At 70.9% G+C, this 18,369-nt stretch carries 14 protein-coding genes, 1 tRNA gene and 1 pseudogene; 10 read left to right on the top strand and 6 right to left on the bottom strand.

Annotated elements, in window-relative coordinates; all coding sequences use genetic code 11:
* Positions 1–153 precede the first annotated feature (153 nt).
* The 5 genes from ACFWU6_RS08335 (at position 154) to ACFWU6_RS08315 (ending at position 5,835) form a co-directional block, all read left to right on the top strand.
* Complete coding sequence (locus ACFWU6_RS08335; protein WP_383800498.1) at positions 154–1,389, top strand: branched-chain amino acid ABC transporter substrate-binding protein; 1,236 nt, start codon at positions 154–156, stop codon at positions 1,387–1,389.
* Positions 1,390–1,499: 110 nt separating this feature from the next.
* On the top strand, positions 1,500–2,429 hold the full coding sequence (locus ACFWU6_RS08330) for a branched-chain amino acid ABC transporter permease (RefSeq protein WP_383800495.1): 930 nt from the start codon (positions 1,500–1,502) through the stop codon (positions 2,427–2,429).
* 5 nt (positions 2,430–2,434) lie between these two features.
* A complete protein-coding gene (locus ACFWU6_RS08325; RefSeq protein ID WP_383979391.1) occupies positions 2,435–4,258 on the top strand; it encodes a branched-chain amino acid ABC transporter permease in 1,824 nt (607 codons plus the stop codon).
* A gap of 3 nt (positions 4,259–4,261) precedes the next feature.
* A complete protein-coding gene (locus ACFWU6_RS08320; protein ID WP_383800489.1) occupies positions 4,262–5,122 on the top strand; it encodes an ABC transporter ATP-binding protein in 861 nt (286 codons plus the stop codon).
* Entirely contained in the window at positions 5,119–5,835 is a 717-nt protein-coding gene (locus tag ACFWU6_RS08315) for an ABC transporter ATP-binding protein (RefSeq protein ID WP_383800486.1), read from the top strand. The genes ACFWU6_RS08320 and ACFWU6_RS08315 overlap by 4 nt, the downstream gene beginning before the upstream one ends.
* 84 nt (positions 5,836–5,919) lie before the next feature.
* On the opposite strand, the gene ACFWU6_RS08310 is transcribed toward ACFWU6_RS08315, so the two are convergent.
* Complete coding sequence (locus ACFWU6_RS08310) at positions 5,920–6,573, bottom strand: ANTAR domain-containing response regulator (protein ID WP_383800483.1); 654 nt, start codon at positions 6,571–6,573, stop codon at positions 5,920–5,922.
* A gap of 98 nt (positions 6,574–6,671) precedes the next feature.
* On the opposite strand from ACFWU6_RS08310, the gene ACFWU6_RS08305 reads away from it, so the two are divergent.
* From ACFWU6_RS08305 to ACFWU6_RS08290, 4 genes and pseudogenes are all read left to right on the top strand, one after another.
* Positions 6,672–6,746, top strand: a tRNA-Leu gene (locus ACFWU6_RS08305).
* Positions 6,747–6,840: 94 nt separating this feature from the next.
* Positions 6,841–7,083: pseudogene (locus ACFWU6_RS08300) on the top strand (hypothetical protein); the annotation flags it as partial.
* Positions 7,084–7,134: 51 nt separating this feature from the next.
* Positions 7,135–7,638 (top strand): FBP domain-containing protein, encoded by a 504-nt coding sequence (locus tag ACFWU6_RS08295; protein WP_383979388.1) that lies wholly within the window; start codon positions 7,135–7,137, stop codon positions 7,636–7,638.
* A gap of 172 nt (positions 7,639–7,810) precedes the next feature.
* Positions 7,811–8,062, top strand: coding sequence for an EF-hand domain-containing protein (locus tag ACFWU6_RS08290; protein ID WP_383800473.1), 252 nt, complete (start codon positions 7,811–7,813; stop codon positions 8,060–8,062).
* A gap of 60 nt (positions 8,063–8,122) precedes the next feature.
* On the opposite strand, the gene pyk is transcribed toward ACFWU6_RS08290, so the two are convergent.
* Both pyk and ACFWU6_RS08280 read right to left on the bottom strand, forming a co-directional pair.
* The gene (gene pyk / locus ACFWU6_RS08285) at positions 8,123–9,550 is read right to left on the bottom strand and encodes a pyruvate kinase (protein ID WP_383800470.1); all 1,428 of its coding nucleotides are present in this window, start codon (positions 9,548–9,550) and stop codon (positions 8,123–8,125) included.
* Positions 9,551–9,706: 156 nt separating this feature from the next.
* A complete protein-coding gene (locus ACFWU6_RS08280) occupies positions 9,707–10,408 on the bottom strand; it encodes an SIMPL domain-containing protein (RefSeq protein WP_383979385.1) in 702 nt (233 codons plus the stop codon).
* A gap of 155 nt (positions 10,409–10,563) precedes the next feature.
* Between ACFWU6_RS08280 and ACFWU6_RS08275 the strand changes: the two genes are divergently transcribed.
* Positions 10,564–12,384: a bifunctional metallophosphatase/5'-nucleotidase gene (locus ACFWU6_RS08275; protein ID WP_383800464.1), complete on the top strand. Its 1,821-nt coding sequence runs from the start codon at positions 10,564–10,566 to the stop codon at positions 12,382–12,384.
* A 2-nt stretch (positions 12,385–12,386) separates the two neighbouring features.
* Here ACFWU6_RS08275 and ACFWU6_RS08270 read toward each other — a convergent pair whose 3' ends face one another.
* The 3 genes from ACFWU6_RS08270 to pepN all read right to left on the bottom strand — a co-directional run bounded on the left by ACFWU6_RS08270 (position 12,387) and on the right by pepN (position 18,356).
* Positions 12,387–13,796, bottom strand: a complete 1,410-nt coding sequence (locus ACFWU6_RS08270) for a lysine N(6)-hydroxylase/L-ornithine N(5)-oxygenase family protein (protein WP_383979382.1) — start codon at positions 13,794–13,796, stop codon at positions 12,387–12,389.
* Positions 13,793–15,190 (bottom strand): pyridoxal phosphate-dependent decarboxylase family protein, encoded by a 1,398-nt coding sequence (locus tag ACFWU6_RS08265; protein WP_383979379.1) that lies wholly within the window; start codon positions 15,188–15,190, stop codon positions 13,793–13,795. The genes ACFWU6_RS08270 and ACFWU6_RS08265 overlap by 4 nt, the downstream gene beginning before the upstream one ends.
* A 649-nt stretch (positions 15,191–15,839) precedes the next feature.
* The gene (pepN, locus tag ACFWU6_RS08260; protein ID WP_383979376.1) at positions 15,840–18,356 is read right to left on the bottom strand and encodes an aminopeptidase N; all 2,517 of its coding nucleotides are present in this window, start codon (positions 18,354–18,356) and stop codon (positions 15,840–15,842) included.
* Positions 18,357–18,369 lie beyond the last annotated feature (13 nt).

Below are 18,369 nucleotides of genomic sequence, written 5' to 3'. Positions count from 1 at the left end.
GTCACATCATTGGCCTGAGCCCTCCATATCGGCCTATCGGCCGCCTAGAGTCACGGCCAGTCACCGCGACCGCCGGATTCACTTCAGTTCGGTTCCCCGCGTAACGACTCGGCGCGTCCCAGGGGGGACGCCGTTGCCTGGAAAGGACTGATCGTGCGTCATCGTTCGCTCATTGCCGTGACGGCCGCGCTTGCCGCGGGTGCCCTCACTCTCACCGCCTGTGGTTCGCGCGACGACAAGGCTGGTAACGACGCCGGCGGCGGCGACACCACGGTCGTCATCGGTGTCGACGCCCCGCTCACGGGCGACCTGTCGGCCCTCGGCCTCGGCATCAAGAACTCGGCCGACCTCGCCGCCCGCACGGCCAACGAGAAGAAGTACGTCAAGGGCGTCACCTTCAAGATCGAGGCCCTCGACGACCAGGCGCAGGCCTCCTCCGGCCAGCAGAACGCCACCAAGCTCACGGCCAACAAGGACGTGCTCGGTGTCGTCGGCCCCCTGAACTCCTCGGTCTCCGAGTCCATGCAGAAGGTCTTCGACGACGCCAAGCTCGCCCAGATATCCCCGGCGAACACCAGCCCCTCCCTCTCCCAGGGCCCCAAGTGGGCGGCCGGCGAGAAGGTCCGCACCTACAAGAGCTACTTCCGCACCGCGACCACGGACGCCATCCAGGGCCCCTTCGCGGCGCAGTACCTCTTCAACAAGGCGGGCAAGAAGAAGGTCTTCATCATCGATGACAAGAAGACCTACGGCGCAGGCCTCGCCAACACCTTCAAGGGCGAGTTCACCAAGCTCGGCGGCGCCGTCGCCGGCGAGGGCCACATCGACCCGGAGAGCAAGGACTTCTCCGCGATCGTGACCCAGGTCAAGAGCTCCGGCGCCGACGTCGTCTACTACGGCGGCGAGTACCCCGCGGCCGGCCCGCTCAGCAAGCAGATCAAGGCCTCCGGCGCCACCATCCCGCTGGTCGGCGGCGACGGCATCTACGACAAGAAGTACGTCGAGCTGGCGGGCGGCGCAGGCGCCGCCGGCGACCTCGCCACCTCGGTCGGCGCCCCCGTCGAGACCCTCCCCTCCGCCAAGGACTTCGTCGCCAACTACGAGAAGGCCGGGTTCAAGGACCCGTTCGCCGCATACGGCGGCTACTCGTACGACTCCGCCTGGGCCGTCATCGAGGCCGTCAAGAAGGTCGTCGACGCCAACAACGGCAAGCTCCCCTCGGACGCCCGCGCCAAGGTCCTCGAAGCCGTCCAGGGCGTCTCCTTCGACGGTGTGACCGGCAAGGTCTCCTTCGACGAGTTCGGCGACGCCACCAACAAGCAGCTCACGGTCTACAAGGTCGAGGGCAACGACTGGAAGTCCGTCGAGTCCGGCACCTACGCCGGCTGACCTCCCACCGGCTAGCCCGCTAGCCCCTCACCCCTCACCTGCCGCGCGGGGCGCGCAACACAAGCGCCCCGCGCGGTGTCACATCCGTCGAAAGACTCGGAGGACCTGCGGTGCACGAACTGCCGCAACAGCTGGTCAACGGCCTGCTACTGGGATCCATGTACGGGCTCGTCGCCATCGGCTACACGATGGTCTATGGCATTGTCCAGCTCATCAACTTCGCCCACGGCGAGATCTTCATGACCGGTGGGTTCGGAGCCCTCACGGTCTGGCTGATGCTCCCCGGCGGCACCACCATGTGGGTCGCGCTGCCCCTCATGCTCATAGGCGCGATCATCGTCGCCACCCTCATAGCCGTCGGAGCGGAACGATTCGCCTACCGACCGCTGCGCAGCGCACCCCGCCTCGCACCGCTCATCACCGCCATCGGCCTCTCCATCGTCCTCCAGCAGGCGGTATGGGCCTGGTACCCGGACGCGCGGTCCTCCATCGTCTTCCCCGAAATCCCCGGTGGCCCCTTCCACCTCGGCAGCATCACCATCCAGACCGGTGACGTCTTCCTCCTGATCGCCGCCCCCATCTCCATGGCCTTCCTCGGCTTCTTCGTCAAGAAGACCCGCACCGGCCGCGGCATGCAGGCAACGGCCCAGGACCCCGACACCGCGAAGCTCATGGGCATCAACACCGACCGCATCATCACGGTCGCCTTCGCCCTCGGCGCCGCGTTCGCCGCCGTCGGAGCCGTCGCCTACGGCCTCAAGTACGGCGAAGTCAACTACCGCATGGGCTTCATCCTCGGCCTCAAGGCCTTCACCGCCGCCGTCCTCGGCGGAATCGGGAACATCTACGGCGCCATGATCGGCGGACTGGTCCTCGGCCTCGCCGAGACCCTCACCACCGCCTACATCGCCGACGTCCCCGGCATGAGCCAGCTCGGCGGCCAGTCCTGGGGCAACACCTGGGCGTTCGTACTCCTCATCCTCGTGCTCCTCTTCCGGCCGCAGGGCCTGCTGGGTGAGCGCGTGGCGGACAGGGCGTGAGAACCATGACGACCAACACCGCAGAAACCGCGGACACCGTGACGACCACCCCCTCCCCCCGGGGCTTCATCGCCCTCCCCGAGAAGACGGGACGCGCCCTCGCCACCGCCGGCGGCGCCCTCACGATCATCTCCTGCTTCCTCTCCTGGACCTGGACCTCCGCGTTCCCCGGCGACCTCACCGTCTACGGGTACCCCGGCGGCCTCCAGTGGCTCGTCATGGTCGGCGGCATCCTCACCACCCTCTTCGGCCTCGCCTCCTACGGCATCAAGGGCCTCGGCTGGCTCACCCCGGCCGGCGCCGACGCGGCACTCAAGCTCGCCGCCGGCGCCGCCTTCGCCACCGCCTGGTACACGATCATCGCGATCACCACGGCACTCGGCGGCATCGTCAACCTGGAGCCCGGCGGCTACGTCGTCGCCGCGGCCACCCTCATCGCCCTCATCGGCGCCCTCGCGCTCCCCTTCGAACACCCCGTGCTCGAAGGACCCGACCCGGACGACACCGCCTGGGAACAGCGCAAGCACCACCTGTCCAACCGCTGGACGACCGTCAAGGCCGCCCTCGCCACCGGCACCCCCCGCCCGGCCCGCGCCCTCCCGGCACCCGTCGAGATCCTCCTGATCGCGGCCGTCCTCGCGCTCGCCCTCGCCGTCTTCACCTACGGCATCACCACGCCGTACCAGGAACTCTTCATCGGCTTCCTGATCACCGCCGGATTCGGCTTCGGCGCCCTCAACAAGGCCGGCCTGGTGGCCCGCTTCACCGCCCTCACCAACAAGCACCGCAACGTCGCCCTCGTCGGCGCCTTCGCGGCCGCCGCGGTCTTCCCCCTCACCCAGACCGACGACCAGTACGCGACCCTCGGCGTCAACATCCTCATCTTCGCCACCGTCGCCCTCGGCCTGAACATCGTCGTCGGCCTCACCGGCCTCCTCGACCTCGGCTACGTCGCCTTCCTCGGCGTCGGCGCCTACACCGCGGCCCTGGTCTCCGGCTCCCCCAACTCACCCTTCGGCGTGCACTTCCCCTTCTGGGCCGCACTCCTCGTCGGCGCCGCCGCATCGATGATCTTCGGTGTCCTCATCGGCGCCCCCACCCTGCGCCTGCGCGGCGACTACCTGGCCATCGTCACCCTCGGCTTCGGAGAGATCTTCCGGATCTCGATGAACAACCTCGACGGCGTCTCCGGCCCGGACATCACCAACGGCCCCAACGGCATCGCCGGCATCCCCAACGTCGACCTCTTCGGATTCGACTTCGGAGCCAGCCACACCATCGCCGGATTCACCATCGGCCGCTTCGCCAACTACTTCCTGCTGATGCTCCTGATCACCCTCATCGTGGTCCTGGTCTTCCGCAGGAGCGCCGAATCCCGCATCGGCCGCGCCTGGGTCGCCATCCGCGAGGACGAGACCGCCGCCGAAGCCATGGGCATCAACGGCTTCCGCGTCAAGCTCATCGCCTTCGCCCTCGGCGCCACCCTCGCCGGCCTCGCCGGCGCCGTACAGGCCCACGTGAACTACACCGTCACCCCGGACCAGTACGTCTTCGCCAACGCCGTCCCCCCGAACTCCGCGTTCCTGCTCGCCGCGGTCGTCCTCGGCGGCATGGGCACCATCTCCGGACCCCTCGTCGGCGGCGCCCTGCTCTTCATGATCCCCAACAAGCTCCAGTTCCTGGGCGAGTACCAGCTCCTCGTCTTCGGCATCGCGCTCGTCATCCTGATGCGCCTGCGCCCCGAAGGCCTCATCCCCAACCGGCGCAACCAGCTCGAACTCCACAAGGACCTCGAAGCGCCCACAGTCCTCGGCAAGACAGGGGCCTGATCCATGACAACCACCACGACCGAGACGGTCCTGGACGCCCGCGGCGTCACGATGCGCTTCGGCGGCCTCACCGCCGTCAAGAACGTCGACCTGACCGTGCGCAGCGGCGAGATCGTCGGCCTCATCGGACCCAACGGCGCCGGCAAGACCACCTTCTTCAACTGCCTCACCGGCCTCTACATCCCCACCGAGGGCGAAGTCCGGTACAAGGGCACGGTCCTGCCCCCCAAGTCCTACAAGGTCACCGCGGCCGGCATCGCCCGCACCTTCCAGAACATCCGTCTCTTCAACAACATGACGGTCCTGGAAAACGTTCTCGTCGGCCGCCACACCCGCACCCGCGAAGGCCTCTGGTCCGCCCTCCTGCGCCTCCCCAGCTTCGGCCGCGAAGAAGCCGCGAGCCGCGAGAGGGCCATGGAGCTCCTCGAGTTCATCGGGCTGGCCCACAAGGCCGAGCACCTCGCCCGCAACCTCCCCTACGGCGAGCAGCGCAAGCTGGAGATCGCCCGCGCGCTCGCCAGCGACCCGGGCCTCATCCTCCTGGACGAGCCCACCGCCGGCATGAACCCGCAGGAGACCCGGACCACCGAGGAACTCATCTTCGCGATCCGGGACCAGGGCATCGCCGTCCTCGTCATCGAGCACGACATGCGCTTCATCTTCAACCTCTGCGACCGGGTGGCCTGCCTCGTCCAGGGCGAGAAGCTCATCGAAGGCACCGCGGCAGAGGTCCAGGGCGACGAGCGCGTCATCGCCGCCTACCTCGGCGAGCCCTTCGAGGGCGCCCCCGGCGCCGAAGAAATCGCGGAGGTCGAGGCCGCCGAGGCGCACAGCACCACCAGCACGGACGGAGAAGCCCAGTGACCGCACTCCTCGAGGTCGAGGACCTCCGCGTCGCCTACGGCAAGATCGAGGCCGTCAAGGGCATCTCCTTCAGCGTCGAGGCCGGCCAGGTCGTCACCCTCATCGGCACCAACGGCGCGGGCAAGACCACGACCCTGCGCACCCTGTCCGGACTGATCAAGCCGCGCGGCGGCCAGATCAAGTTCCAGGGCAAGTCGCTGAAGAAGGTCCAGGCGCACGACATCGTCTCGCTCGGGCTCGCCCACTCCCCCGAGGGACGGCACATCTTCCCGCGCATGACGATCGAGGACAACCTCCTCCTCGGCGCCTTCCTGCGCAGCGACAAGGACGGCATCCAGAAGGACGTCCAGCGCGCCTACGACCTCTTCCCGATCCTGGGAGAGCGGCGCAAGCAGGCCGCCGGAACCCTCTCGGGCGGCGAGCAGCAGATGCTGGCCATGGGCCGCGCGCTCATGTCCCGGCCCAAGCTGCTCATGCTGGACGAACCGTCCATGGGCCTTTCGCCGATCATGATGCAGAAGATCATGGCGACGATCTCCGAGCTCAAGGCGGCCGGCACCACGATCCTGCTGGTCGAGCAGAACGCCCAGGCGGCGCTCTCGCTCGCCGACCAGGGCCACGTCATGGAGATCGGCAAGATCGTCCTGTCGGGCCCCGGCCGCGAGCTCCTGGTCAACGAGGACGTCCGCAAGGCGTACCTCGGCGAGGACTGACACACCTGGCTCCACGCACACGTGAGGCCCGCCTCCCCTCGGGGGGAGGCGGGCCTCACGTACGTGCCGGGGGGCCCGGGGCCGTCAGCCCTTGGCGGCGTTCTTCTTCTCCTCGGCGTCCTCGATGACCGCCTCGGCGACCTGCTGCATGGACATGCGGCGGTCCATGGAGGTCTTCTGGATCCAGCGGAAGGCGGCGGGCTCGGAGAGGCCGTACTGCGTCTGCAGGATGCTCTTGGCCCGGTCGACGAGCTTGCGGGTCTCCAGCCGGAGGGAGAGGTCGGCGACCTCCTTCTCCAGCGCCTTCAGCTCGGCGAAGCGGGACACGGCCATCTCGATGGCCGGGACCACGTCGCTCTTGCTGAACGGCTTCACCAGGTACGCCATGGCACCGGCGTCACGGGCGCGCTCGACGAGGTCGCGCTGCGAGAAGGCGGTGAGCATGAGCACGGGGGCGATGGACTCCTCCGCGATCTTCTCGGCGGCGGAGATGCCGTCCAGGACGGGCATCTTCACGTCGAGGATGACGAGGTCGGGGCGGTGCTCGCGGGCGAGCTCCACGGCCGTCTGCCCGTCGCCGGCCTCACCGACGACCGCGTACCCCTCCTCCTCGAGCATCTCCTTGAGGTCGAGACGGATGAGCGCCTCGTCCTCGGCGATGACGACGCGGGTCGTCAGCGGCGGAACGTGCGACTGGTCGGCGTCGGGGGCGGGCGTCGACTCGTGCTCGGCGGTCACGGGGGCTCCTTGATGCGGGGCAGCACTGCTCCCCCGAGCCTACCTAGCTGCGGTAAGGTGGAGTCCCAGCGGGTCGGGTCATACCTTCGATTCGCGGGGCCCCGGTAGCCCAATTGGCAGCAGGCAATGGATTCAAAACCCATACAGTGTCGGTTCGAGTCCGACCCGGGGCACTTTTCCTTCCGTTCCAAGGTCACGTTGCGGTAATTGATCTCCCCCTTTCGGGGGAATCCACGGAAACCAGCCCGCGCTCCCGAGCGACCTTGCGTGATCCATTCCGACGGATGCCGGACCACGAACCGGACGACCCGCCTCGTCGGCGGTGTGCGCAAGCGGTACGAGTACCCCCGGTACTTCTTCACCAACAAGTCGGACGACATCACCGGTCTCCTGACCGCCACCCTGGACCGCCTCGGCGTCGAGTGGAAGCGGGCGAACGCCTGCGCCGTCTCGATCGCGCGGAAGGACTCCGTGGCCCTCATGGACGCCCACATCGGGCCGAAGCACTGACCCGGGATATTGATGTGCGGGCCATCCATCGTGGCCGTAGAGTCGACGCCTGTGGAACCGCTCAGTGAGAAACAGATCCGTTCGTCCTTCGTGAACTGCACCAAGGGTGAGGCGTCGCGGCTGCGGCTGCCGCTCGATTTCGCCGAACTGCCGTGGCGGGAGCTGGACTTCCTCGGGTGGGTGGATCCGGGGGCGCCGTTGCGGGCGCACCTCGTGCTGCCGCGCGCGGACGGGCCGCTGGGGATCTCCCTGCGGGTGCCGTCCGTGGGGCGGACCAGTGCGGTGAAGTCGTCCCTGTGCCAGATCTGCCTGACCGGGCACGCGTCCTCCGGGGTGACCCTGCTCGCGGCCCCGCTGGCGGGGGCGCGGGGCCGGGAGGGGAACACGGTGGGCACCTACATCTGCGCCGACCTCGCCTGCCCCCTGTACGTACGCGGCAAGCGGCAGCCGAAGCTGCGCGCGGCGCGGTACGAGGAGTCGTTGACGCTGGAGGAGCGGCTCGCGCGCATGGAGGGGAACGTGGACGCCTTCGCGGCGAAGGTCGCGGCGGGCTGAGCGGTTGCGGGAGGGCGCCGTCGCCGCCCGGTCGGCGCCGGCGCGCGTCCGGTAACCGAGGGGCTGGGCGGCGGGCTGCTGCTGCTGGGGTTATTCCTTGATCGTCATGTCGTGCACGTACGACCTGGACGTAGGTTGAGGTCGAGACGTGGTTGATGAAGGGGATTGTGTGATGAGCGAGAAGGCCCGGAAGCTCTTCGACGCGCTGGATCTCAACGAGGACGGCGAGCTGACCCGGGTGGAGGTGATCTCGGCGCTGCGGTCGAAGGGGCCGACGCTGGCGGCGCGGGGTGATCTGCCGTTCTGGGCCGTGGGGGACGCGGACGCGTCGTCGGCGTTGTTCGACGCCGCGGATCAGAACGGCGACGCGGTGTTGTCGTTCGAGGAGTTCGCGGCGGTGGTGGACCGGCGGTTCGGCTGGTAGGTCCGGTGGGCGGCCGGGTGCCGCGTCGGGCCGGTGCCCGACGCGGGGGTGGTGCGGCGGTCAGCGGACGGCGTCGCCGATGTGGTGGATGCGGACCAGGTTGGTGGATCCGGTGACTCCGGGGGGCGAGCCGGCGGTGATCACGACGACGTCGCCGGGGACGCAGCGGCCGATGCGCAGGAGTTCTTCCTCGACCTGGGCGACCATGGCGTCGGTGGAGTCGACGTGCGGGCCGAGGAAGGTCTCGACGCCCCAGGTGAGGTTGAGCTGGGAGCGGGTTGCGGCGTCGGGGGTGAAGGCCAGCAGGGGGATGGGCGAGCGGTAGCGGGAGAGCCTGCGGACGGTGTCGCCGCTCTGGGTGAAGGCGACGAGGAACTTGGCGTCGAGGAAGTCGCCCATTTCGGCGGCGGCGCGGGCGACGGCTCCGCCCTGGGTGCGGGGCTTGTTGCGGTCGGTGAGCGGCGGGAGGCCCTTGGCGAGGATGTCCTCCTCGGCGGCTTCGACGATGCGCGACATGGTGCGGACGGTTTCGACGGGGTACTTGCCGACGCTGGTCTCGCCGGAGAGCATCACGGCGTCGGTGCCGTCGATGACGGCGTTGGCGACGTCGGAGGCTTCGGCGCGGGTGGGCCGGGAGTTGTCGATCATCGAGTCGAGCATCTGGGTGGCGACGATGACCGGCTTGGCGTTGCGCTTGGCGAGTTTGACGGCGCGCTTCTGGACGATCGGGACCTGTTCCAGGGGCATTTCGACGCCGAGGTCGCCGCGGGCGACCATGATGCCGTCGAAGGCGGCGACGATGTCGTCGATGTTATCGACGGCCTGGGGCTTCTCGACCTTGGCGATGACGGGGAGGCGGCGGCCCTCCTCGTCCATGATGCGGTGGACGTCCTCGATGTCGCGGCCGCTGCGGACGAAGGACAGGGCGATGACGTCGGCGCCGGTGCGCAGGGCCCAGCGGAGGTCGTCGATGTCCTTCTCGGAGAGGGCGGGGACGGAGACGGCGACGCCGGGGAGGTTCAGTCCCTTGTGGTCGGAGACCATTCCGCCTTCGATGACGGTGGTGCGGACGCGGGGGCCGTCGACGGCGGTGACTTCGAGGGTGACGCGGCCGTCGTCGACGAGGATGCGTTCGCCTGGGGTGACGTCGGCGGCGAGTCCCTTGTAGGTGGTGCCGCAGGTGTGGCGGTCGCCTTCGTGGTCTTCGACGGTGATGGTGAACTCGTCGCCGCGTTCAAGGAGTACGGGGCCTTCGCGGAAGCGGCCGAGTCGGATCTTCGGGCCTTGAAGGTCGGCGAGGACGCCGACGCTGCGGCCGGTCTCGTCGGAGGCCTTGCGTACGCGCTGGTAGCGCTCCTCGTGTTCGGCGTAGGTGCCGTGGCTGAGGTTGAGGCGGGCGATGTCCATTCCGGCTTCGACCAGGGCTTTGATCTGGTCGTATGAGTCGGTGGCGGGGCCCAGGGTACATACGATTTTCGCTCGGCGCATAGGGCGAGCGTATTCCCCTACCAGGGAGTAGGTAATCGCTTCCGGGTGTCCTCTCAACAACCTTTGGGAAAAAGCTTGTTGACAACTGTTGAATGTGCATGGGGGTGCTCTGATGAGCATCCGGCGAGCACCCCCACGGCGTGTTCCGTACGGGTCTCAGAGCTGCGGCGGGGTCATCGTGAAGCGGGCGTTCACCTGGGCGTAGACGGTCTGCCGCTGCGGTTCGAGGTCGAGCGGCGGGGCGCCGGCGTCCTCGGTGGCGCCGAAGGCCATGGTGCGCATGCCGGCGCCGGGTGCCGCCTGGAAGGGGAGGCCGTTCTCGGCGCCGAGGTCGGCGAGTTCGACGAGGGCGGAGAGGCGGGCGCCGAGGGCCTCGGCGTATTCGCGGGCGCGCTGGACGGCTTCGAGGACGGCTTGGCGGCGGGCTTCGCCGTGGGCGGGCGAGGTGGGGCGCAGGGCCCACCAGGGGCCGTCGACCTGGGTGAGTTCGAGGTCGGCGAGGCGGCTGGTGAGTTCACCCAGAGTGGTGAAGTCGCTGAGCTCGGCGGTGATGTGGACGCGGCCGTGGTAGGCGCGGACGCGTTCTCCGCGGCCGTGGCGGGTCAGTTCGGGGCTGATGGAGAAGGCGCCGGTCTCCAGTTTCTCCACCGGGTCGCCGTAGCTCTTGACGAGGTCGAGGACGGCGTTGTTGCGGCGTGTGAGGTCGTCGAGCGCCGAGCGGCGGTCGGTGCCGCGGGCGCTGACGGTGATGCCGATGCGGGCGATCTCGGGGTCGACTTCGAGGTGGGCTTCGCCGCGGACGGCGACGCGGGGTACTTCGGGGGTTCCGTAGGGCTGCTGCGATGCGTCCTGGGTCATGGCTTCACTGTCGCACTGTCGTGCCTGCCCGGGTGTGGTCACCGGATCGAAACCCGTGAGGGGTGTTGCGACGTGTTACCGCCGGGTCAGAATCTACGCGCGTTACCCACGCGTGTTGTCCACACGCGTGGTTCACGCCTCACAAGGGAGATGGCATGGCGTTCGACCGCAGGACCTTTCTGGGAACCACGGCCGCGACCGGTGCGGCCGTCGCGTTGACGGGGGCCGCGAGCACCCCGGCCGCTGCGAGCACCCGAGCCGCCGCGAGCGCCCCGGCCGCCGCGCGGTCCCGGCCGCGGACGTACTCGTTCACGGTGATGGGCACGACCGATCTGCACGGGAACGTCTTCAACTGGGACTACTTCACGGACCGGGAGTTCGACGACAAGGCCCACAACGACGTCGGCCTGGCGAAGATCTCCACCCTGGTCGACCAGGTGCGCGAGGAGAAGGGCCGGTGCAACACCCTGCTGATCGACGCGGGTGACACCATCCAGGGCACCCAGCTGTCGTACTACTACGCGAAGGTCGACCCGATCACGGCGCGCCGCGGCCCGGTGCACCCGATGGCGCAGGCCATGAACGCGATCGGCTACGACGCCGCGGCGCTGGGCAACCACGAGTTCAACTACGGCATACCGGTGCTGCGCCGGTTCGAGGAGCAGTGCGACTTCCCGCTGCTGGGGGCGAACGCGCTGGACGCGAGGACGCTTCGGCCGGCCTTCGCGCCGTACAGCATGCACCGGCTGCGGACGCCGCACGGCCGGGACGTCAAGGTGGCGGTGCTGGGCCTGACGAACCCGGGCATCGCGCTCTGGGACAAGGCCCACGTGCAGGGGAAGATGACCTTCCCGGGGCTGGAGGAGCAGGCGGCGAAGTACGTGCCGAAGCTCCGCTCGATGGGCGCGGACGTGGTGATCGTCTCGGCGCACTCGGGGTCCAGTGGCACCTCCAGCTACGGGGACCAGCTGCCGTACGTGGAGAACGCGGCGGGCCTGGTGGCCGAGCAGGTGCCGGGGATCGACGCGATCCTGGTGGGGCACGCGCACACGGAGATCCCGGAGTACCGGGTGAAGAACAGGGCGACGGGCAAGGACGTGGTGCTGTCCGAGCCGCTCAAGTGGGGTCAGCGTCTGACGCTCTTCGACTTCGAGCTGGCCTGGGAGAAGGGCCGCTGGTCGGTGGTGGGGGTCGCGGCGTCGGTGCTGAACTCCAACACGGCCGCCGAGGACCCGAAGATCGTCCGGCTGCTGTCGGACGAGCACAGCAAGGTCGTGGCGTACGTCAACCAGGTGATCGGCACGTCCACGCAGGCGATGTCCTCGGCCGAGGGCCCGGTAAAGGACGTGCCGGTCATCGACCTGATCAACCACGTCCAGGCGGAGACCGTGAAGCGCGCCCTGGCGGGTACGGAGTGGGCGGCGCTTCCGGTGGTGTCGCAGGCCTCGTGCTTCTCGCGGACGGCGTCGATACCCGCCGGCCGGGTGACGATCCGGGACGCGGCGGGGCTGTACCCCTTCGAGAACACCCTGGAGGCCCGGCTGCTCACGGGTGCTCAGTTGAAGGACTACCTGGAGTACTCGGCGCGGTACTACGTCCGGACAGCCCCGGGTGGTGTCGTGGACCCGGCGAAGCTGACGAACGCCGACAACATCCCGGACTACAACTACGACGCGCTGTACGGGTTCACGTACGACATCGACGTGGCGCAGCCGGTGGGCTCGCGGATCACGGGGCTGTCGTTCGGGGGGCGGCCGGTGGATCCGGCGGGGCGGTTCGTGCTCGCGGTGAACAACTACCGGGCCTCGGGCGGTGGGAACTTCCCGCACGTGCCGCAGGCCAGGCAGCTGTGGGCGGACTCCGACGAGATCCGCAACACCATCATCCAGTGGGTGAAGGCGAAGGGGACGGTGGATCCGGCGCTGTTCGCGTCGGTGGACTGGCGGCTGACGCGGGCGGGCGTGCCGGTGTTCTAGGTCTACGGGTGTTCGACCAGCGGGAGGAGTTCCCCGGCGGGCCGGGGACGGCTGTGCTCCCGCTGGTCGAGGCCGAAGGTGGTGAAGGCGGTGCGCGCCGGCTGGGGGTAGGGCTCCTTGCCGGTGAGGGTGTTCAGGATGGCGGCGCTGCGCCAGGCGGCGAGGCCGAGGTCGGGGGCGCCGACGCCGTGGGTGTGGCGTTCGCCGTTCTGGACGAAGACGCTGCCGGTGACGCTGGGGTCGAGGACCATCCGGTGGCGGTCGTCGATGCGGGGCCGGCCGGAGGAGTCCTTGCGCAGGTACGGGTCGAGGCCGGCGAGGAGGCTGCCGAGGGGGCGCTCGCGGTAGCCGGTGGCGAGGACGACGGCGTCGGTGGTGAGGCGGGAGCGGGTGCCCTGCTCGGTGTGTTCGAGGTGGAGTTCGACCTTGGTGGTGGCGACGCGGCCGGCGGTGCGGACGCTGACCCCGGGGGTGAGGACGGCGTCGGGCCAGCCCCCGTGGAGGGTGCGGCGGTAGAGCTCTTCGTGGATGGCGGCGATGGTGTCGGCGTCGATGCCCTTGTGGAGCTGCCATTGGGCGGGGACGAGCCGGTCGCGGACCGGTTCGGGCAGGGCGTGGAAGTAGCGGGTGTAGTCGGGCGTGAAGTGTTCCAGACCGAGTTTGGAGTACTCCATGGGGGCGAAGGAGGGGGTGCGGGCGAGCCAGGTGAGGCCCTCGCGGCCGGCGGGGCGGGCCCGGAGGAGGTCGAGGAAGACCTCGGCGCCGGACTGGCCCGATCCGATGACGGTGACGTGGTCGGCGCCGAGGATGCGCTGCCGGTGGTCGAGGTAGTCCGCGGAGTGGATGACGGGGACGGCGGGGGCGTCGGCGAGGGGGCGCAGGGGTTCGGGGACGAAGGGGGCGGTGCCGATGCCCAGGGCCAGGTTGCGGGTGTAGGCGCGGCCCAGGGCTTCGGCTTCGCCGTCGGTGTCGACTTGGGTGAAGTCGACTTCGAAGAGGGCGCGTTCGGGGTTCCAGCGGACGGCGTCGACCTGGTGGCCGAAGTGGAGTCCGGGGAGGCGGCCGGCGACCCAGCGGCAGTAGGCGTCGTATTCGGCGCGCTGGATGTGGAACTGCTCGGCGAAGTAGAAGGGGAAGAGCCGTTCCTTGTGCTTGAGGTAGTTGAGGAAGCTCCAGGGGCTCGCCGGGTCGGCGAGGGTGACCAGGTCGGCGAGGAAGGGGACCTGGAGGGTGGCTCCGTCGATGAGGAGGCCGGGGTGCCAGCGGAAGTCGCGGCGCTGGTCGTAGAAGGCGGTGGCGAGTTCGCCCGCTCCCTGGTGCGGCAGGCCGTGGGCGAGGGCCGCGAGGGACAGGTTGAACGGGCCGATGCCGATTCCGACGAGGTCGTGGGGTGTGTCGAGTGGGGCGGTCATCGGTGGGTGCTGCCTTCCAGGAGGGCGACGAGGGTGTCCAGGTCCCCCGCCGTGGTGTGGGGGTTGAGCAGGGTGGCCTTGAGCCAGAGGCGGCCGTCGGCGTGGGCGCGGCCGAGGACGGCGCGGCCTTCGTGCAGGAGGGTGCGGCGCAGGGCGGCGAGTTGTTCGTCGTCGGCGTGGGTGGGCCGGAAGAGGACGGTGCTGATGGCGGGCGCCGCGTGGATCTCGAAGCGGGGGTGGGCGTCGAGGAGTCGGGCGAGGTTCTGGGCGAGTGCGCAGGTGCGGTCGATGAGGCGGACCAGGCCGTCGCGGCCGAGGGAGCGGAGGGTGGCCGCGATCTTCAGGGCGTCGGGACGGCGGGTGGTGCGCAGGGAGCGGCCGAGGAGGTCGGGGAGGCCCGCTTCGGTGTCGTCGGTGGCGTTGAGGTAGTCGGCCTGGTGGGCGAGGGGGTCGAGCAGGGTGGTGTCGGGGACGACGAGGAGTCCGGCGGCGACGGGCTGCCAGCCGAGTTTGTGCAGGTCGACGGTGAGGGAGCGGGCCCGGTCGAGGCCGGTGACCTTGGCGCGGTGGCGGGGGCTGAGGGCGAGGAGGCCGCCGTAGGCGGCGTCGATGTGGAGCTCGGCGCTGCCGTGCCGGTCGCAGAGGGCGGCGATGTCGGGGAGGGGGTCGATGAGGCCGGCGTCGGTGGTGCCCGCGGTGGCGGTGACGAGGACGGGGCCGCGGGTGGCGGCGAGGGCCTCGGCGAGGTCGGCGGGGTGCAGGGTGCCGGTGGGGGTGGGCACGGGGACGGCGGGCGGGAGGCCGAGGAGCCAGGCGGCGCGGGGGACGGAGTGGTGGGCGTTGGCTCCGTGCAGGACGGTCAGGGCGGGGCCGTGGCGTTCGCGGGCGAGGAGCAGGGCGAGCTGGTTGGCCTCGGTGCCGCCGGTGGTGACGAGGGCGTCGGGGCGGGGGGCGCGGGGGTGGAACTCGGCGGCGAGGGTGCGGGTGAGGAGGGCTTCGACGGCGGAGGCGGCGGGGGCCTGGTCCCAGGAGTCGAGGGAGGGGTTGAGGGTGCTCGCGGCGAGGTCGGCGGCGGCCGCGACGGCCAGCGGGGGGCAGTGCAGGTGGGCCGCGCAGAGGGGTTCGGCGGGGTCGGCCGCGCCGGCGGCGAGGGTGTGGACGAGGGTGCGGAGCGCCTCGTGGTCGCCTGTCCCGTGGGCGGGGAGCATGTCGCCCAGGGCGGCTCGGACCCGGGCGGTGACGGCGTCGGGTCCGCCGGCCGGGAGGGGGCCGCGACGCTGCGCGGCCCCGGTGCGCAGGGCGTCGAGGACGGTGCCGAGGAGGGGCCGGAGCGCATCGGCGCCGTGGGCGCCGCCGGCGAGCGGGGGCGGCGGGGTCCGGGGCGACGCTGTCATGCGGTGTCCTCCGGTGGCTGCGCGGGATGGTGCCCGTGCCCGCCGAGGCTGGGCGGGCACCCGGCCCGTACAACGATCAGACCCGAATGGGGTAACCGCCGGGGTTTGTCCGGAGTCGATTTCCGGCCGTCCGCCGCGCGGCGGACGGCTGCCGTACCGATTCTCCCGCGGCGGTGGCCGGGACGGCCCGCCCCCGGGCCGGGCGCCCCGGCGGCCGCGGCGGGCCGGATCGTTGCCGCCCCGCGGCGCGGTACGTACCGCGGCCGACCCGGGGTGCGGGCGGGGCGGGGCCCGACCTGAGGCGTACGCGTGCCGGCCCGTGCCCCGGCGGCCGGGCGCGGGGAGGGGGGCGGCCCGCGCGGTGCGCACCGCCGCCGGGCCGGGGTGCGGGCGGGGGCTGGGCGCGGGGCGGCGCGGCGCGGCACGGCGGGGGCGCATCGTGGCCGCCCTGAGGCGTACATGTGCCGGCCCGCGCCCCCGCCGCCAGGCGCCGCGGGCGGCCCGCGCGGTGCGTACCGCCGCCGGGGCGGGGCCGGCCTGAGGTGTCCTTGTGCCGGACCGGGTCCGCGCCCCGGGTACCGGGGGGCGCGGTCCCGGGCCGGCGTCGGGCCGTCCGCTTGCGCCGGCGCGGGGTAGCCGTCGGGTGGCCTCAGCCGGTGCGGACCTTCAGGGCCCGGGCCAGGTCGGACAGTTGGTCGACCAGCTTGCGCCGCAGGAACGGGAGGACGTCCGGGTCCTCCAGGCAGGTGCGGCCCGCCGCCAGGTTGGCCTCGTCCACGGCGTGGACCGGGAACGCCCAGCGGCCGGCGGCCTCGGCGATGGCCGGTCCGCGGCGGGCGCCGAGGGCGACCGCCTCCGGGTAGAACCGCGGCACGTACTCCCGTACGAGATCGGCCTGTTCGGGCTGCCAGAAGCCCTGGGCGGTGGCGGTGAAGAGGTAGTTGGACAGGCTGTCGTCGTGGAAGAGCCGCTCCCAGGCGGCGGCCTTGGCGGCGGCCGTGGGGAGGGCGGCGCGGCAGTGGGCCGCGCCCTCCTCGCCGGTGGCGCTGGGGTCGGCGGCGAGGGCCGCGGCGATCTCGGGCTCCCCCGCCTCGCCGATGACGCAGAGCCGGGCGAGGATCCGCCAGCGCAGTTCCGGGTCGAGTTCGGGGCCGCCGGGAACGGTGCCGTCGGCGAGCCACGCGGTGAGGGTGTCGGGCCGGGTGGCGCTGTCGACGAGGACGCGTACGGCGGCCAGCCGCAGGCCGGGCGCCGAGCCGTCCTCGGTCCGCCGCAGCAGGTCGCGGGTGAGGGAGGTGAGGGTGTCCAGTGCCTCGGTCCGCTGCCCGGGGGCGAGGTAGCGGTCGGCGATCTGCGTGCGGGCGAAGCCGAGGACGCCCTGGACGACGGCGAGGTCGGTCTCTTCCGGGAGGTGGGCCTCGGCGGTCGCCAGGTAGGCGGCGGGGGCCAGTTCGCCGTCGCGGACCATGTCGCGCAGGGAGTTCCAGACGACGGCGCGGGTCAGCGCGTCGGGGAGGCCGGAGAGTCCCCGCAGGGCGGTCTCGACGGACGTCTCGTCGAGGCGCACCTTGGCGTAGGTGAGGTCGCCGTCGTTGAGGAGCACGAGCGCGGGGCGGGGGCCGTCCGCGGAGACGACCTCGTCGGAGGGGACGTCGAGGCCGAGCAGTTCGGCGCGCTCCAGGGTGCGGCCGTCGCCCGTGTCGCGCTGGTAGACGCCGACCGTGAGGTGGTGCGGGCGGCTGCCGCGGCGGTCGGTGGTGAGGGTCCAGCCGCCGGGGCTGTCCTCGATCCGGGGGGTGAGGGTGTCGATGCCGGTGGTGCGCAGCCAGATGTCGGCCCAGCCGCGGACGTCGCGGTCGGTGTGGGCGGCGAGGGAGTCGACGAAGTCGGCGAGGGAGGCGTTGGCGAAGCGGTGGCGGGCGAAGTGGGTGTTGATGCCGGCCAGGAAGTCCTTCTCGCCGAGCCAGGCGACGAGCTGGCGCAGGGCGGAGGCGCCCTTGGCGTAGGAGATGCCGTCGAAGTTCAGGAGGGCGGAGGCGGCGTCGGGGACGTCCTCGGGGGCCGGGGCGACGGGGTGGGTGGAGGGGCGTTCGTCGGCGTCGTAGCCCCAGGCCTTGCGGGTGATGGCGAAGTCGGTCCAGGTGTCGGTGAAGCGGGTGGCTTCGGTGAGGGTCTGGTAGCCCATGTACTCGGCGAAGGACTCGTTGAGCCAGATGTCGTCCCACCAGCGCAGGGTGACGAGGTCGCCGAACCACATGTGGGCCATCTCGTGGGCGATGGTCACGGCGCGGCGCTGCCGCTCGGTGTCGGTGACGGCGGAGCGGAAGACGTACTCGTCGCGGAAGGTGACCAGGCCGGGGTTCTCCATGGCGCCGGCGTTGAACTCGGGGACGAAGGCCTGGTCGTAGGAGTCGAAGGGGTAGGGCTCGGTGAACTTCTCCTGGTAGCGGTCGAAGCAGTCCGTGGTGAGGGACAGGATCTCTTCGGCGTCGGCGTCCAGGTGGGGGGCGAGGGAGCGGCGGCAGTGCAGGCCGAAGGGGAGCCCGGCGTGTTCGGTGCGGACGCTGTGCCAGGGGCCGGCCGCCACCGCGGCGAGGTAGGTGGAGATCGGGGGGGTCGGGGCGGACCGCCAGGTGCCGGCGCCGTCGGTGTCGCGGGTGCCGGTGCGGGTGGTGATGCCGTTGGCGAGGACGGTCCAGTGGGCGGGGGCGGTGACCGTGAAGGCGAAGACGGCCTTGAGGTCGGGCTGGTCGAAGGCGGGGAAGACCCGTTGGACGTCGTCGAGGAAGAGCTGGCTGTAGACGTACGTCTCGCCGTCCGCGGGGTCGGTGAAGCGGTGCAGGCCCTCGCCGGTGCGGGAGTAGCGCATGCGGGCGTCGACGCGCAGTTCGTGGTCGCCCGCGGTGAGGCCGGTCAGCGGGAGGCGGTTGCCGTCGAGCGCCGCGGGGTCGACGGGGTGGCCGTCGAGGGCGGCGGAGCGCAGCTCGTCCGGTTTCAGCTCCAGGAAGGTGTCTCCGGCGGTGCGGGCGGTGAACCGGATGACCGTGGTGGAGTCGAAGGTGTCGTCGCCGGTGGTGAGGTCGAGGGCGACGGCGTAGTGCTGGACGTCGAGGAGCCGGGCTCGGAGCTGCGCTTCGTTGCGCGTCAGTACGGACATGGGGCCCATGCTGCCCCAGTGG

It is taken from the genome of Streptomyces sp. NPDC058674 (genome assembly GCF_042716505.1).
In the GTDB taxonomy this organism is placed as follows: Bacteria; Actinomycetota; Actinomycetes; order Streptomycetales; family Streptomycetaceae; genus Streptomyces.
This window is presented reverse-complemented; position numbering and strand designations above follow the sequence as displayed.